This is a genomic window from Flavobacterium sp., assembly GCF_965657075.1.
In the GTDB taxonomy this organism is placed as follows: Bacteria; Bacteroidota; Bacteroidia; order Flavobacteriales; family Flavobacteriaceae; genus Flavobacterium.
This window is the reverse complement of record NZ_CBFHMV010000002.1, coordinates 137,500-151,007: the sequence shown is the minus strand read 5'-3', so window position 1 is coordinate 151,007 and position 13,508 is coordinate 137,500. Positions and strand designations below refer to the sequence as shown.

At 29.1% G+C, this 13,508-nt stretch carries 15 protein-coding genes and 1 other RNA gene; 8 read left to right on the top strand and 8 right to left on the bottom strand.

The genetic code is table 11. The annotated features are described in order from the left end of the window. Positions 1–32 precede the first annotated feature (32 nt). The 3 genes from ACTF56_RS02205 to ACTF56_RS02195 all read left to right on the top strand — a co-directional run bounded on the left by ACTF56_RS02205 (position 33) and on the right by ACTF56_RS02195 (position 2,898). Positions 33–1,430, top strand: a complete 1,398-nt coding sequence (locus tag ACTF56_RS02205) for an arginine decarboxylase (protein WP_438965273.1) — start codon at positions 33–35, stop codon at positions 1,428–1,430. 54 nt (positions 1,431–1,484) lie between these two features. After that, positions 1,485–2,456, top strand: coding sequence for a deoxyhypusine synthase family protein (locus tag ACTF56_RS02200; RefSeq protein ID WP_438965272.1), 972 nt, complete (start codon positions 1,485–1,487; stop codon positions 2,454–2,456). 76 nt (positions 2,457–2,532) lie between these two features. Beyond that, positions 2,533–2,898: a DNA primase gene (locus tag ACTF56_RS02195; protein ID WP_438965271.1), complete on the top strand. Its 366-nt coding sequence runs from the start codon at positions 2,533–2,535 to the stop codon at positions 2,896–2,898. 52 nt (positions 2,899–2,950) lie between these two features. On the opposite strand, the gene ACTF56_RS02190 is transcribed toward ACTF56_RS02195, so the two are convergent. The 3 genes from ACTF56_RS02190 to ACTF56_RS02180 are packed head-to-tail and all read right to left on the bottom strand — an operon-like array spanning position 2,951 to position 5,186. After that, positions 2,951–3,457, bottom strand: coding sequence for a DinB family protein (locus ACTF56_RS02190; RefSeq protein ID WP_438965270.1), 507 nt, complete (start codon positions 3,455–3,457; stop codon positions 2,951–2,953). A 38-nt stretch (positions 3,458–3,495) separates the two neighbouring features. Further along, positions 3,496–3,975 (bottom strand): Lrp/AsnC family transcriptional regulator, encoded by a 480-nt coding sequence (locus ACTF56_RS02185; protein ID WP_438965269.1) that lies wholly within the window; start codon positions 3,973–3,975, stop codon positions 3,496–3,498. Between the two features lie 53 nt (positions 3,976–4,028). Further along, positions 4,029–5,186 carry a M14 family zinc carboxypeptidase gene (locus ACTF56_RS02180; protein WP_438965268.1) on the bottom strand — a complete coding sequence of 386 codons (1,158 nt, stop codon included), beginning with the start codon at positions 5,184–5,186 and terminating at the stop codon, positions 4,029–4,031. A 293-nt stretch (positions 5,187–5,479) separates the two neighbouring features. Between ACTF56_RS02180 and ACTF56_RS02175 the strand changes: the two genes are divergently transcribed. After that, positions 5,480–5,953 carry a helix-turn-helix domain-containing protein gene (locus ACTF56_RS02175; RefSeq protein ID WP_438965267.1) on the top strand — a complete coding sequence of 158 codons (474 nt, stop codon included), beginning with the start codon at positions 5,480–5,482 and terminating at the stop codon, positions 5,951–5,953. Between the two features lie 57 nt (positions 5,954–6,010). Here ACTF56_RS02175 and ACTF56_RS02170 read toward each other — a convergent pair whose 3' ends face one another. Then, complete coding sequence (locus tag ACTF56_RS02170; protein ID WP_438965266.1) at positions 6,011–7,021, bottom strand: hypothetical protein; 1,011 nt, start codon at positions 7,019–7,021, stop codon at positions 6,011–6,013. A 66-nt stretch (positions 7,022–7,087) separates the two neighbouring features. After that, the gene (locus tag ACTF56_RS02165) at positions 7,088–7,636 is read right to left on the bottom strand and encodes a 1-acyl-sn-glycerol-3-phosphate acyltransferase (RefSeq protein WP_438965265.1); all 549 of its coding nucleotides are present in this window, start codon (positions 7,634–7,636) and stop codon (positions 7,088–7,090) included. Between the two features lie 143 nt (positions 7,637–7,779). On the opposite strand from ACTF56_RS02165, the gene ACTF56_RS02160 reads away from it, so the two are divergent. Next, positions 7,780–8,445, top strand: a complete 666-nt coding sequence (locus tag ACTF56_RS02160; RefSeq protein WP_438965264.1) for a spermidine synthase — start codon at positions 7,780–7,782, stop codon at positions 8,443–8,445. 17 nt (positions 8,446–8,462) lie between these two features. On the opposite strand, the gene kdsB is transcribed toward ACTF56_RS02160, so the two are convergent. Then, the gene (gene kdsB, locus ACTF56_RS02155; RefSeq protein WP_438965263.1) at positions 8,463–9,188 is read right to left on the bottom strand and encodes a 3-deoxy-manno-octulosonate cytidylyltransferase; all 726 of its coding nucleotides are present in this window, start codon (positions 9,186–9,188) and stop codon (positions 8,463–8,465) included. 83 nt (positions 9,189–9,271) lie between these two features. Next, positions 9,272–10,696, bottom strand: a complete 1,425-nt coding sequence (locus ACTF56_RS02150; protein WP_438965262.1) for an ATP-dependent DNA helicase — start codon at positions 10,694–10,696, stop codon at positions 9,272–9,274. Positions 10,697–10,817: 121 nt separating this feature from the next. Here ACTF56_RS02150 and ACTF56_RS02145 point away from each other — a divergent pair, with 121 nt between their 5' ends. The 3 genes from ACTF56_RS02145 to ACTF56_RS02135 are packed head-to-tail and all read left to right on the top strand — an operon-like array spanning position 10,818 to position 12,953. Further along, positions 10,818–11,570: a hypothetical protein gene (locus ACTF56_RS02145; RefSeq protein ID WP_438965261.1), complete on the top strand. Its 753-nt coding sequence runs from the start codon at positions 10,818–10,820 to the stop codon at positions 11,568–11,570. After that, complete coding sequence (locus tag ACTF56_RS02140; protein WP_438965260.1) at positions 11,554–12,366, top strand: DUF3822 family protein; 813 nt, start codon at positions 11,554–11,556, stop codon at positions 12,364–12,366. Before ACTF56_RS02145 ends, ACTF56_RS02140 begins: the two co-directional genes overlap by 17 nt. Further along, a complete protein-coding gene (locus ACTF56_RS02135) occupies positions 12,363–12,953 on the top strand; it encodes an RsmD family RNA methyltransferase (protein WP_438965259.1) in 591 nt (196 codons plus the stop codon). The genes ACTF56_RS02140 and ACTF56_RS02135 overlap by 4 nt, the downstream gene beginning before the upstream one ends. 172 nt (positions 12,954–13,125) lie before the next feature. On the opposite strand, the gene rnpB is transcribed toward ACTF56_RS02135, so the two are convergent. Next, an RNA gene (gene rnpB / locus ACTF56_RS02130) (RNase P RNA component class A) lies at positions 13,126–13,455 on the bottom strand. Between the last annotated feature and the right edge of the window lie 53 nt (positions 13,456–13,508).

The window sequence follows — 13,508 nt, the reverse complement described above, 5'->3', positions numbered from 1 at the left end:
ATAATTATTATCAAAAAAAACTCTAATTTAAAATGAATACAAAATATTTCGACTTAATAAATCAAACTTTTTATTTTCCACAAGATGAATTCAAGCTAAATAAGGACAATCTTGAGTTTCATAATATTGACTTAATGAAATTGGTGGAACAATATGGTACACCCTTAAAATTCACTTACTTGCCTCAAATTTCTAACAACATCAACAAAGCAAAAGGTTGGTTTAGAAAGGCAATGGAAAAACATAAATACGAAGGTAACTATCATTATTGTTATTGTACTAAAAGTTCTCATTTCGAATTTATCATGAATGAAGCTTTCAAAAACAATATTCATATTGAAACTTCTTCAGCTATTGATATTAATATTGTAGAAAATCTTTTAGAACAAGGAAAAATCACAAAGAAAACCTATGTAATTTGTAATGGTTTCAAACGTGATGCATATGTTGACAATATTGCTCGTTTGATTAATAACGGACAAAAAAATACCATTCCAGTAATTGATAATTATGAAGAATTGGATTTATTACAAGAACAAATTGATGGTAAATTCAAAATCGGAATTCGAATTGCTGCCGAAGAAGAACCAAAATTTGAGTTTTATACTTCTCGTTTAGGAATTGGATACAGAAATATTGTTCCATTTTACAGAAAACAAATTCAGGAAAACAAACAAGTGGAACTGAAAATGCTTCACTTTTTTATCAATACAGGAATACGTGATACAGCCTATTATTGGAACGAATTATTAAAATGTTTAAAAGTATACATTGCCCTTAAAAAAGAATGTCCAAGTTTAGATAGTTTAAATATTGGTGGCGGTTTTCCTATCAAAAACTCATTAGCCTTTGAATATGATTACCAATACATGATTGATGAAATCATCAACCAAATTAAAATTGCTTGTGACGATGCAGAGGTCGATGTTCCAAATATTTTTACAGAATTTGGTTCATTTACCGTTGGTGAAAGTGGCGGGGCAATTTATCAAGTTTTATATCAAAAACAACAAAACGATAGAGAAAAATGGAACATGATTGATAGTTCATTTATCACAACACTTCCCGATACATGGGCAATTAACAAGCGTTTTGTTATGTTGGCAGTCAACCGATGGAATGATACTTATGAACGGGTACTTCTTGGAGGTTTAACTTGTGATAGCGATGATTATTACAATTCAGAACAAAACATGAATGCAGTTTATTTACCCAAATACAATAAAGAAAAACCACTCTACATTGGATTTTTCAATACAGGAGCTTATCAAGAAACTATTGGAGGATTTGGAGGATTACACCACTGTTTAATTCCACAACCAAAACACATTTTAATTGATAAAGATGAAAACGGAATTATTGCAACCGAAGTCTTTTCTGAACAACAAAAGGCTGAAGACATAATGAAAATTTTAGGTTATCAAAAATAAAAATACAACAATCGGTTTAACAATAAATTCGTTAAATCAATAAACTCAAAAAATATGAAAGGACCAATTAGTCAATTTATAGAAAAAAATTACTTACACTTTAATGCTGCTGCCTTAGTAGATGCTGCAAAAGGTTATGAAGAACATTTATTGGACAATGGAAAAATGATGGTAACCTTAGCCGGAGCTATGAGTACTGCCGAAATGGGAAAATCATTAGCCGAAATGATTCGTCAAGATAAAATTCACATTATTTCTTGTACCGGTGCTAATTTAGAAGAAGACATCATGAATTTGGTGGCACATAATTCGTACAAGAGAATCCCAAATTACAGAGATTTAACACCTCAAGAAGAATGGGATTTATTGGAAAATCACTACAATCGTGTAACAGATACTTGTATTCCAGAAGAAGAAGCTTTTAGAAGACTACAACAGCATTTAATAGACATTTGGAAAAAAGCAGAAAATGAAGGTAAAAGATATTTTCCTCATGAGTTCATGTACCAAATGATTAATTCAGGAGTTTTAGAGCAATACTACGAAATTGATCCTAAAGATTCTTGGATGGTGGCTGCAGCCGAAAAAAACTTACCAATTGTGGTACCAGGATGGGAAGATAGTACCATGGGAAATATTTTTGCTTCATACTGTATCAAAGGAGAATTAAATGTTTCTACAACTAAAAGCGGAATTGAATACATGATGTGGTTAGCAGATTGGTATCCAAAAAATTCTGGTGGAAAAGGATTAGGTTTTTTTCAAATTGGTGGAGGAATTGCTGGAGATTTTCCTATTTGTGTAGTTCCAATGCTGTATCAAGATATGGAAATGCATGATATTCCTTTTTGGAGTTATTTTTGTCAGATTTCAGATTCTACAACCAGTTACGGTTCTTATTCAGGAGCTGTTCCTAATGAAAAAATTACTTGGGGAAAATTAGATATTCATACGCCAAAGTTTATTATTGAATCTGATGCCACCATTGTAGCACCCTTAGTTTTTGCCTATATTCTTGGACAATAATTTTTTTCAAAAAAAAGTTTGTATATTGAGAATAGGATATTATTTTTGAACAAAATTTAAGATTTAAAACAACCCAATGAAAAGAGTAATCGTTGATTATGCAAAATTAACAAATGAAATCCTTACCCTACTAGTAGAGCGATTTCCTGATGGATATGATGATTCAGATATCATTAGATTCAAAAACGCTAAAAATGAAGCTATTGAGGCAGTGGAAGTGCGTACAGAAGACACTATTTATTTAGTTAAGGTAAGTACTAAATTAGCTGATAGAATCGAAAATTATGATGAGGATGATGAAATTGATGATCCAGTAGTAGCACTTGATTCTTTAAAAGAACTTGAAATTGAAGAGGACGAAGATGATGAAGAAGACACAGATTCTGATTCCATTACTGAAAAATCATCTGATGAGGATGATGAGGATGAAGATGATGAATAAATAAAACAAAAAAAAGTGCTTTAAAAGCACTTTTTTTTTGTTTAAAAGTCTGTTATAAATATCTTTCTTTTATAACTTGAATATGATGTAATTCGTGTCCCATAATAATCTTTCCAATAGCTCTTACTGAAATTGTTTTATCTGAAGCAATTCCAACACGTAACAATTGTTCTTCGTTAAACGATTCAAATAAAGATATGGTTGCGTTTCTTACAGTTGTATATTCTTTCAAAATACTTATCAGGGTTCTATTAGAAGCATATACTTCTTTGGTAAAACTGTTTTCATCAAAGCCTGGTAAAGGAGTTTTGTCGTTTCTGGCTATTCTTAAAGCTCTGTAAGCAAATATTCTTTCGCAATCTATAACATGAATTAGAACTTCTTTAATTGTCCATTTATTTGGCAAATAACTAAAGCCTAATTTATCATCAGCAATATTTTTATAGAATTCAAGACAAGAATCCATTTGATTTTGAAAATCACTTGTTAATTCTAAACTTTGAGCTAAACTTATGTAGTTAGCATAAAAAGGAGCAAATTCGTTTTTTGGAATATTCATAATAAAAAAAAGCCTCAATAATGAGGCTCAAAATAATTTTATAGTTCTTTAAAAATGGTATGCATCAATCGTTTTTTATCGTTGATACTTTCCTCTAAAGAAATCATAGTTTCCGTACGATAAACTCCTTCAATATCATCAATCATGAAAATAACTTCTTTTGCATGTTTGGTATCTTTAGCTCTAATTTTACAAAAAATATTAAACTTACCAGTAGTAATATGAGCAACTGTTACAAAAGGAATATCATTAATACGCTCCAAAACAAATTTTGTTTGTGATGTATTGTGAAGAAAAACACCTACATATGCAATAAACGAATAGCCTAATTTTTCATAATCTAAAGTTAAAGATGAACCTTGAATAATTCCAGCATCTTCCATTTTTTTTACTCTAACATGAACTGTTCCAGCCGAAATCAATAGCTTTTTAGCTATGTCTGTAAAAGGAACTCTTGTATTATCAATCAACATATCTAATATTTGATGATCTACTTCGTCTAATCTAAATTTACTCATAATATATTCTGTTTTGTTCAAAAATTAAAATTAAATAAGACAGGTTTTACTAACTATTCTTTCAAAATTCCGTTCACAAATTCCATGTTTTCTCCAATATAAAAATAAGATTTTAAATCATTAATAGGAACTAGACTAAACTTTGAATGAAACAATTCACCTTTCATATCATATTCAACATGACCAAAGTATTCTGAATCAGCATCTTCAATTAAAACTATTTTAGCTTCGAATTTAATATCATCTCCATCAACTACTTCTGTATATTGAGAAGCAAAATTAATTATTTTTTCAATATTATCTTCATTTATTTTGACATTTTTATAAAGAATATCAAAAAAACTTACTTTATTTTCAGGAATATTGAAATATTCTGAATTATTATCATCAACTATAACGTTTTCGTAAATATTATTCAAAGCTGTTAATAAACCGATGAAGATATATTTACGAGTTAAATCTCTTGAATAATCATTTGGATGATGTCCTGCTTCAAATAAGATTGTAATACCGTTTTGTGACGAAAAATAATCCCCAAAACAAGAATCACAGTATGCATCATTATATCTTCCTACATGACCTGGAATGTGCTTTTGCAGTTCCTTATTCATAGCTCCAATAACATTCATTGCTTTAGAACGAAATACATTAACATCTCTGCTTTCATTAAAAGCTGGTGCTAAAAATGAAATTATAGCCGATTTGTTTGTTGCTCCAACACCGTAAATAGTTCGTTGATCATGCATATTAAAGCAGTAATTAGGTTTAAAATTATGAAAAACATTCTTCAAAATTTTGCTTTCAGGTTGCGAACATTGGTTGACATCTCTATTTAAATCAACTTGATTTATATTGACTCGAGTATATGCTTCGGCTCCATCTGGATTAGCTAAAGGAATAATGTACAAGGAATAGTTCTCTTGTATAAAATTACTGAATGCAACCTCCTTTTTTAAGACTTCTAATAAATCTAAAATGGCTTTTGTACATGTAGATTCATCACCATGCATCTGCGACCAAATATAAATTTTGATTTTACCATGACCAAATTGGACAGAGAAAATTGGTTTTTCCAAAACAGAATATCCTTCAATTGATACTTTAAAATTATCATTCAAATCTTCTAAAAAAGGTATTATTGTCTCGTTTGTAACATACCTTCCTGATACCTTCTTTTGATGATAAGTAGTAAATATTTCTTTATAATTCATTGTTTACATTTATGAATTACAAATGTAAACAACTTATGAATTACAAATGTAAACAACTTTAAAAACTTTTTATTTTACTTATGTAAACAGCTGATCGTATCTAAGAAGTTCAACAATGTTAATAACTTTTACAATATATCAAATATCTAAAAAAACACTTATAATCAGTTATTTAATTTATATTACTTAAACAATTACAAAAACACTAAAATTGCGTTTACAAAGTTAAATTTGTATCTGAATATATTATTATTTACATTTGTAAACCTTTTTTAATGCACTAAAAATTTACAATGGTAAACGTAGAAAAATTCATAAAAAGACTAGAACTCATATTAGATTATTACAGTTTAACAGCTTCTTCATTTGCTGATAAAATAAACGTACAACGTTCAAGCTTGTCGCACCTACTCTCTGGAAGAAACAAACCAAGCTTAGAATTTATTATGAAAATTATAGATGAATTTCCTGAAGTGACTTTAGAGTGGATTATTTACGGAAATGGAAAATTCCCTAAGGAAGAAATTGTTTATCAAGAGCAAGTAAAAATTGAAAAGCCAATTATTGCAAGCAACAAAATTGAAAATTCAAATACTGTAAAAAATGAGGATTTATTTTCTGATTCGATTACAGAAGATAATAAAATTTCACCAATTGAAGAAGAAATTATTTTAAGTCAAACTCCTTCCACTCCATCAAAAAATAGTGAGATTGAACGAATAGTTATTTTTTACAGTAATGGTACTTTCAAAAATTATAATCCATAAAAAAAGCTACCTAAAATACATTAGGTAGCTTTCAAAAAACCAAAACAACAATCAATATTATCTTGCCAAATAAACAGCAGCAACGCCAAGTTCAGCTCTTGCAGATGTTGGGGCTATATTTCCTGAAGCGGTTGGCATAGCAAAAGTTAAAACTTGTCCTCCACCGTTTGCTCGTTCAGCAACATAAATAATATTTGATTCATAATCATAAGCTACGTCAACAGGGTTTCCTAAGCTTGTATTTGAACCATAAATTCTAATTTGAGCATTCATAGCAATTGTTCCCAAATTTGCGGTACTACCTATTACGCTGTTAAAGTTATTAATGATTATTAATCCACCATCTGTAGCATCTGTAGCAGAAGCAACATCTGATAAAATCATAACATCATCATTTACAGAATAAGTAATACCATGTGTTCTAGTTAAACCTTCAATAGTAACTCTTTTTGAAGCTGTTAAATTTCCTGATGGTTGAGCAAAAAAGTTATTAAAAATAACTAAATCACCTGTTAAATCAGCAACTGCATACAAAGTACTTCCTGTTACATGTATTCCCCATACTTTAAAATCTAAAGAATAAGAATTTAACAATGTAAAGCCAGAAGCCGTTCTTTGATAAACTAAAAGTTTATTGATATTTCCGTTAGCAGGTGATTGATCTTGAGTTACAATAACTTTATCATCTAAAACTGCAATTTCCCTTGGATTACTAAAATCAGAATTTGAACTTATATTTCCAAGTGTTAAGTTTAATGCATTAGCTGTAATGGCTGCTTTTACATTTTGGTAAGATTCTAATCTATTATTAGTTCTTGAAGCAACGATTAATTCATCTGAATCAGAATCATAATAAACTCCGTCATTATCTAATCCATTCACACCAAAAGAAACAACACTTGTTGCTGCATTTGTTGCCAATAAATCTGTTGATGAAACCTTACCAGTAGTATTACTAGTAGTAAAAAGCTTTAATTCAGCTGTTTGGTTGTTAGCGTTGTCATCATCATTACATGATGTGAATACTGTGGCAAGTAATACTGCCGACAATAAAAAATTTCTTTTCATTTTTAAGTGATTATTTTGTTTTATAACCACATGTACGGAAATTTTATAATCATGGTTTTAAAAAAGTTAAAAAAAACTGTTTTCGGGAACTTTACCTTTGATGTTAAGGAAATTAGATTTTAAAATTTTTAAATCTTCCTCTATATTTTTTGAAGGATAAAAAGGTTTGTGGTAAACCACCTCTTTATTTTCATAATCAAAAGCTACAGGAATTATTGGAACATTTGCTTTCAATGCAATATAATAAAATCCTGTTTTCCATTCAGTTACTTTTTTTCGGGTACCTTCTGGAGAAATGGCTAATCTAAAAACAGCTTTACTATCAAAAATTTTAGCAATAGTGTCAACTTTATTTTCTTTTTGTTGGCGATTTAACGGTGTTCCACCTGTCCATTTGAAAAAATATCCAAAAGGAAAAACAAACAACTCTTTTTTAGCTACAAAATTGATTTCTTTTTTTAAAATTGCTCTTGAAAAAATTCCTAGAAAAAAATCCCACCAACTGGTATGAGGAACAGCAATAATGACACATTTTTTTATGTTTTCATCAATTTTTCCCACAACTTTCCATCCAAAAATGGTGCAAAAAATAAACTTATATATAACTCTTTTCATGAATGACTAACTCTTTTGTTACGTTAAAATGCAATCTAATTTATAAAATAAAAACTCTTTTTAGACTTTTAGGAATACTGTTTTAATGATGGTATAAATTTAAAAATATATTTTACCTTTACACAAAACAGAACGCAAATATAATGTTTCAAAAATTATTGAGTTATTTAATTCCTATTAATATCTTCAAACAAAATTCTTCGATAAACAAATCTTTAGAAGTTACGTGGAATAATGGTAAATTGGTTTTAGACTCCAAAAACACTAATTATTCTTATGGAAGTTTACAGAGAGCTTTGAAGAAAGGATTACGTTTTATTGGTTTTGAAAGAATTGAAAAATTTGAAAATGTTTTAGTTTTAGGAGTTGCCGGTGGAAGTGTGATTAAAACCCTTAGAGATGAAATTAAATATAAAAATAAAATTACAGGAGTTGAAATAGATAAGAATGTAATAGAATTAGCGAATCGATATTTTAAACTCAATGAAATTAAAAATTTAGAATTGGTAAATGAAGATGCTTTTGAATTTGTTTTAAAAACCAAAGAAAAATACGATTTGATTATTATTGATATTTTTCAAGATACGGTGATGCCTAATTTTTTGTTTGAAGATTTTTTTATCCATAGAATTAATTTCTTGTTAAACCTCAATGGCTTCATTTTATTCAACACAATGGTTTTGAACGAAAAAGACAAAGAAAGAAACAAAATCTACCGTTCAAAATTTAAGGAAGAGTATTCGCTGAGAATGTATCCAAAAATTGAAGAGCATAATGAATTATTTACAATTAAGAAGTTGAAAATTTAAATTCCAAACTCCAAATTCTAAATCATCTTTCTAGCTTTTTCCAAATCCTCTTTTGTATCAATTCCAATTCCGATGTGATTGGTTTCAATCATTTTGATGCGTTTTCCGTATTCTAAATAGCGAAGTTGCTCTAATTTTTCGGAAGCTTCTAAAGAAAGCATTGGTAAACTGTAAAAATCTAATAAAGCTTGTTTTCTGAAAGCATAAATCCCAATGTGTTTCATGTAGCGAACTCCAACATTTTCTTCCCTAGAAAAAGGAATAACAGAACGCGAAAAATATAAAGCAAATCCATTTTGATCTGTTATAACTTTAACGTTGTTTGGGTTTTCAATATCTTCTTTATCCAATATTTGACACATAACAGAGGCTAAATCTACTTTTTTATCTAAATCGTTTTTAAAAACTTCAATTAAAGATTTTAACGGATTTTCGTCAATAAAAGGCTCATCACCTTGCACGTTGATTACAACATCAACATCCATATTTTGGACTGCTTCAGCAATTCTATCGCTACCACTTTCATGTTCTCTTATGGACATAATTGCTTTTCCACTATTAGAAATAATTTCATTAAAAATCAAATCTGAATCGGTTACTACAAAGACATCGTCAAAAAGATTAGTGTTTTTTGCAGCTTCATAAGTGCGAAGTATTACTGTTTTTCCTCCTAAATCTTGCATCAATTTAGCTGGAAATCGTGTGGAAGCATATCTTGCTGGTATAACGGCTATTGTTTTCATTTTAGTAATATGTTGTCTGTTGTTTGGTTTCCAAATATCTTCTTTTTTGTCTTAATACTTAATACTCAAATATTAATACTTACTTATTCTACAAAATTCTCATCCTTAAATCCAATCAAATATAGTTTTTCTTTGGCTCTTGTCATGGCCGTGTACAACCATCTGATATAATCTCTATCAATACCGTTTGGTAAATAAGGTTGTTCTATAAAAACCGTATTCCATTGTCCACCTTGAGATTTATGACACGTAATCGCATATGAAAACTTGACTTGCAATGCATTAAAATATTCGTTATTCTTAACTTTTTGAAATTTTTTATATTTAGTGGTTTCGTCTTCATAATCCAACAAAACTTCTTGATATAATTTATTGGATTCTTCATAAGTTAACGAAGGTGATTCACTTTTAATAGTATCTAACAATAAGATGGTATCCAAAGGAGCTTGAGTAGGATAATCTACCATTCGTATTTTAACAGTAGCAAATTTAAATCCGTAAAGTTCCTGAATTTTCCTAATCTCTAAAACTTCAATAATATCTCCATTGGCAATAAAACCTGCTTCATCAGAATCTTTCAACCAAAAGTAATTATTTTTTACAACCATTAAAAAATCTCCAGAAGATAATTCGCTTTCTTTAGATAAAATTCGTGTTCTAATTTGTTCGTTATACTGATTGGCTCTTTTGTTGGAACGAACAATAAAAACCGTTTCTTCTAAACCATAATTGTAAAAAGCTTGATTAATTGCGTCTTGAATATCATACCCATCAACCAATCTTATGATATCTTTATACTTACTGACATCAAATTTAAAAGTATCAATAAAATTAGATTTTAGTATTTCTCTTAATTCTGTAGCGTTAAATAAAATTCCAGAATCTTCTACTTGACGCATTACTTCATCCAATTCTAGATGATGGACTTCCCTGTTGTAATTAATTTGAAGTGTTTCAATATTTAAAGCAGGACTCACATCTAAGTTGACTGGAGGCAATTGAGCAGTATCTCCTACAAATATCAATTTACAGTTTTTTCCAGATTCGACATACATTATTAAATCGTCTAATAAAGAACCATTTTCGTAAAGTGAAGATTCGGTGCTAGTATCCGAAATCATGGAAGCTTCATCAACTATAAAAATAGTATTTGTATGTTTATTTTGTTGCATACTAAAACTAACTCCTCCACTACTTGTTTTTTTGGGAAAGTAAATTTTTTTATGAATGGTAAATGCAGGTTTTTTGGAATAATTACTAATAACTTTGGCTGCTCTACCAGTAGGTGCCAACAATAAATATTTTTTATTTACGTTCAATAATTGGTTTACGATTGTTGAAATAACAGTGGTTTTTCCAGTTCCTGCATAACCTTTTAAAACAAAAACTTCATTTTTAACATCACTTAATATGAATTGAGCTATCTTTTGTAAAAAAATATCTTGATTTAAAGTAGGTTGAAAAGGAAAATTTTTTCGTAATAAATTGTAAAACAGAGTAGAATTCATTTAATTTGAAAATGGCAAATAATTATTTTCAAATATACAGAGGATTTTTAGAAGAAATTCTTTTGAGAACAAAAAAAAATTGTAGATTTGCGTACCTATTAAACTAAATTATAAAGAAAAGATGTTATTAATTGTATTACTTGTTATTTTTATTTGTGTATTTGCAGTAGTGTTAGTCAAATTAATTGATAAATTTTTACCAGCAAAAGCAAGACCAGTTGTTTCAATCGTATTAGGATTAATTACTGTGCTTTTTGCATACTTAATTTACAATTCAGTTATGGCACCAATTCGTTTTGACAATGAAAAACAACAACGTTACGAATTGGCTGTAAACAAAATCTTAGATATTAAAACAGCACAAGTTGCTCACAAAGCTGTGAAAGGAACTTATGCCAAAAGTTTTGATGAATTAGTAAAATTTATTGAAACGGAAAAGTTTGAAATCATCGAAAGAAAAGACATCATGGTTCCAGATTCTAAAAGAAATGCTGCTTTTGGTTTAAAAGATGGTGAAGGGGGTTATTTTAAATCTGAAATAGTTACCAAAACAATTGGTTTCGTTTCTGTTAAAGACTCATTATTTAAAAATACTGACCGATACAAACGTATGGACAAAGTTAAAATTGCAGATTTTGAAGTTGCAGTAACTATGAAAGACAGTGCCATTAACGTTAAAGATAAAATGTTCCCTACTTTAGAAGTTGTGATTGATAAAAATGACATTTTGAAAGGTATGGATGAAGAATTATTGAAACAAGAGAAAAAGAAAAAATCAATCGAAGAAATTGATGGTGATAAAATTGTTCTTGGTTCATTACAAGACGTTACACTTACAGGAAACTGGCCAAAAAAATATGGTAAAAACGATTAACGATATTACTCAAAAAAATTATAAAAAGTTGTCCATTCAGGTTTCCTTGAGTGGACTTTCTTTTTGTGTCTTTGATACTATTACAGATAAAGTTTTAGTTCACAATGCTATTACGTTTACAAATCAAGACGTTATTGAATCCCAATTATGGAAAGCATTTGTAAATAATTCAGTGCTGACAAAAAATTACGATGAAATACTTGTTTTACATGACAATAGTTTAAACACTTTTGTTCCAACTGTTCTATTTGATGAAGTTCATATTGCCAGTTATCTTCAATATAACGTTAAAGTTTTTGAAAGCGACTATTTTACCAATGACACTTTAAACAATTACGAAATCGAAAATATTTATGTACCTTTTGTTAATGTAAACAATTTTTTACTAGATCAATTTTCAAGTTTTGAATATAAAAACACCAATTCCATATTAGTAGAAAAAGTATTAGACAAGTCAAAAAACATTGATGATAAAACCGTTTATGTACATCTTCAAGAAAATCATTTTGAAATCATAATTGCCAAAAATCAACAATTACTTTTTTTCAATTCATTTGATCATACTACCAAAGAAGATTTTATTTATTATCTTTTATTTACTTTAGAACAAATGCAATTAAATCCAGAAACAGTTTCTGTACTTCTTTTTGGAAAAATAACTACTGATAATCGTTTGTTTAAAACAGCTTTTCAATTCATTAGAAACTGTTCTATATTAGATTTACATAATACAGCACAAACCTTTGGAGTATCTATTGAAGAAGCCTCAAATCATTTTATACTTTTTAACTCGTGAGAATAATATCTGGAAAACATAAAGGAAAAAGAATTCAGGCTCCAAAAAAACTTCCTGTTCGACCAACAACAGATATGGCAAAAGAAGCACTGTTTAACATCTTAAACAATTACTTTAATTTTAGTCAATTGCGAATATTAGAACTTTTTGCAGGCACAGGCAACATCAGTTATGAATTTGCCTCAAGAGGTAGTAAACCTATCACGAGTATTGATGGCGACACTGGTTGTGTCAATTTTATCAAAAAAATTGCTCAAGAAAACGAATTTGACATCAATGCCATAAAATCAGATGCTTTTGCTTATTTGGAAAGATGTAAAAGCGAATATGACATCATTTTTGCAGATCCACCTTATGATATTGGACAACCTAATTTTGAAAAAATAATTACTTTAGTATTTGATAATTCCATTTTAGATGAAGATGGTATGTTGATTATTGAACACTCTAAAGACAATTCGTTAGAGCACATGATTCATTTTTCATTTGCCAAAAGATATGGTGGTACCGTGTTTTCTTTTTTTGAATTTAGTAACGAAGAAGAAGAAGAAGAAGAAATAACTGAAGAAGACGAAGATAACAGTTAATCTTTAATTACTATTTTGGGCGTTACCACAAGGGTCGGGTTTTACACTATATCTTTTTATTTTTAAAGAAAAAATAAAAAGGATGCCGTTTCAACCCCTAACGCAAATAAAAGTAAACCAAAACGCAATCCGTATAAAGGGACATTTTATTAAAAAATTCTCTTAAAAATATAAAAAAAGCAGACCTATAAGCCGGATTCTGTTCTCCTATTATTTCGAAAAATAAAAAGATACCTTATCATTTATCTTGATTATACATTACTGCATAATTCTAGCTTTCTACCCTTCAACAACGGACGAGTAATCCTTAAATGTTGATATACTTGAAATTGCACCGCATAGAGTTTACCTGGTTTCACTACAGCATTATCTGTACATACTTTCTGTTGCACTGGTCCTATTCTGAAAAATCAGAATGACGGGTGTTACCCGCTATGCTACTCTTTGGTGTCCGGACTTTCCTACTCATCTAAAAAGATGAATCGATAAGGTGGTCTGCGTAACAAAAGTAAGCATTTAAAAACTATTTTTCATTTAAATAAACTAATTCTCTAT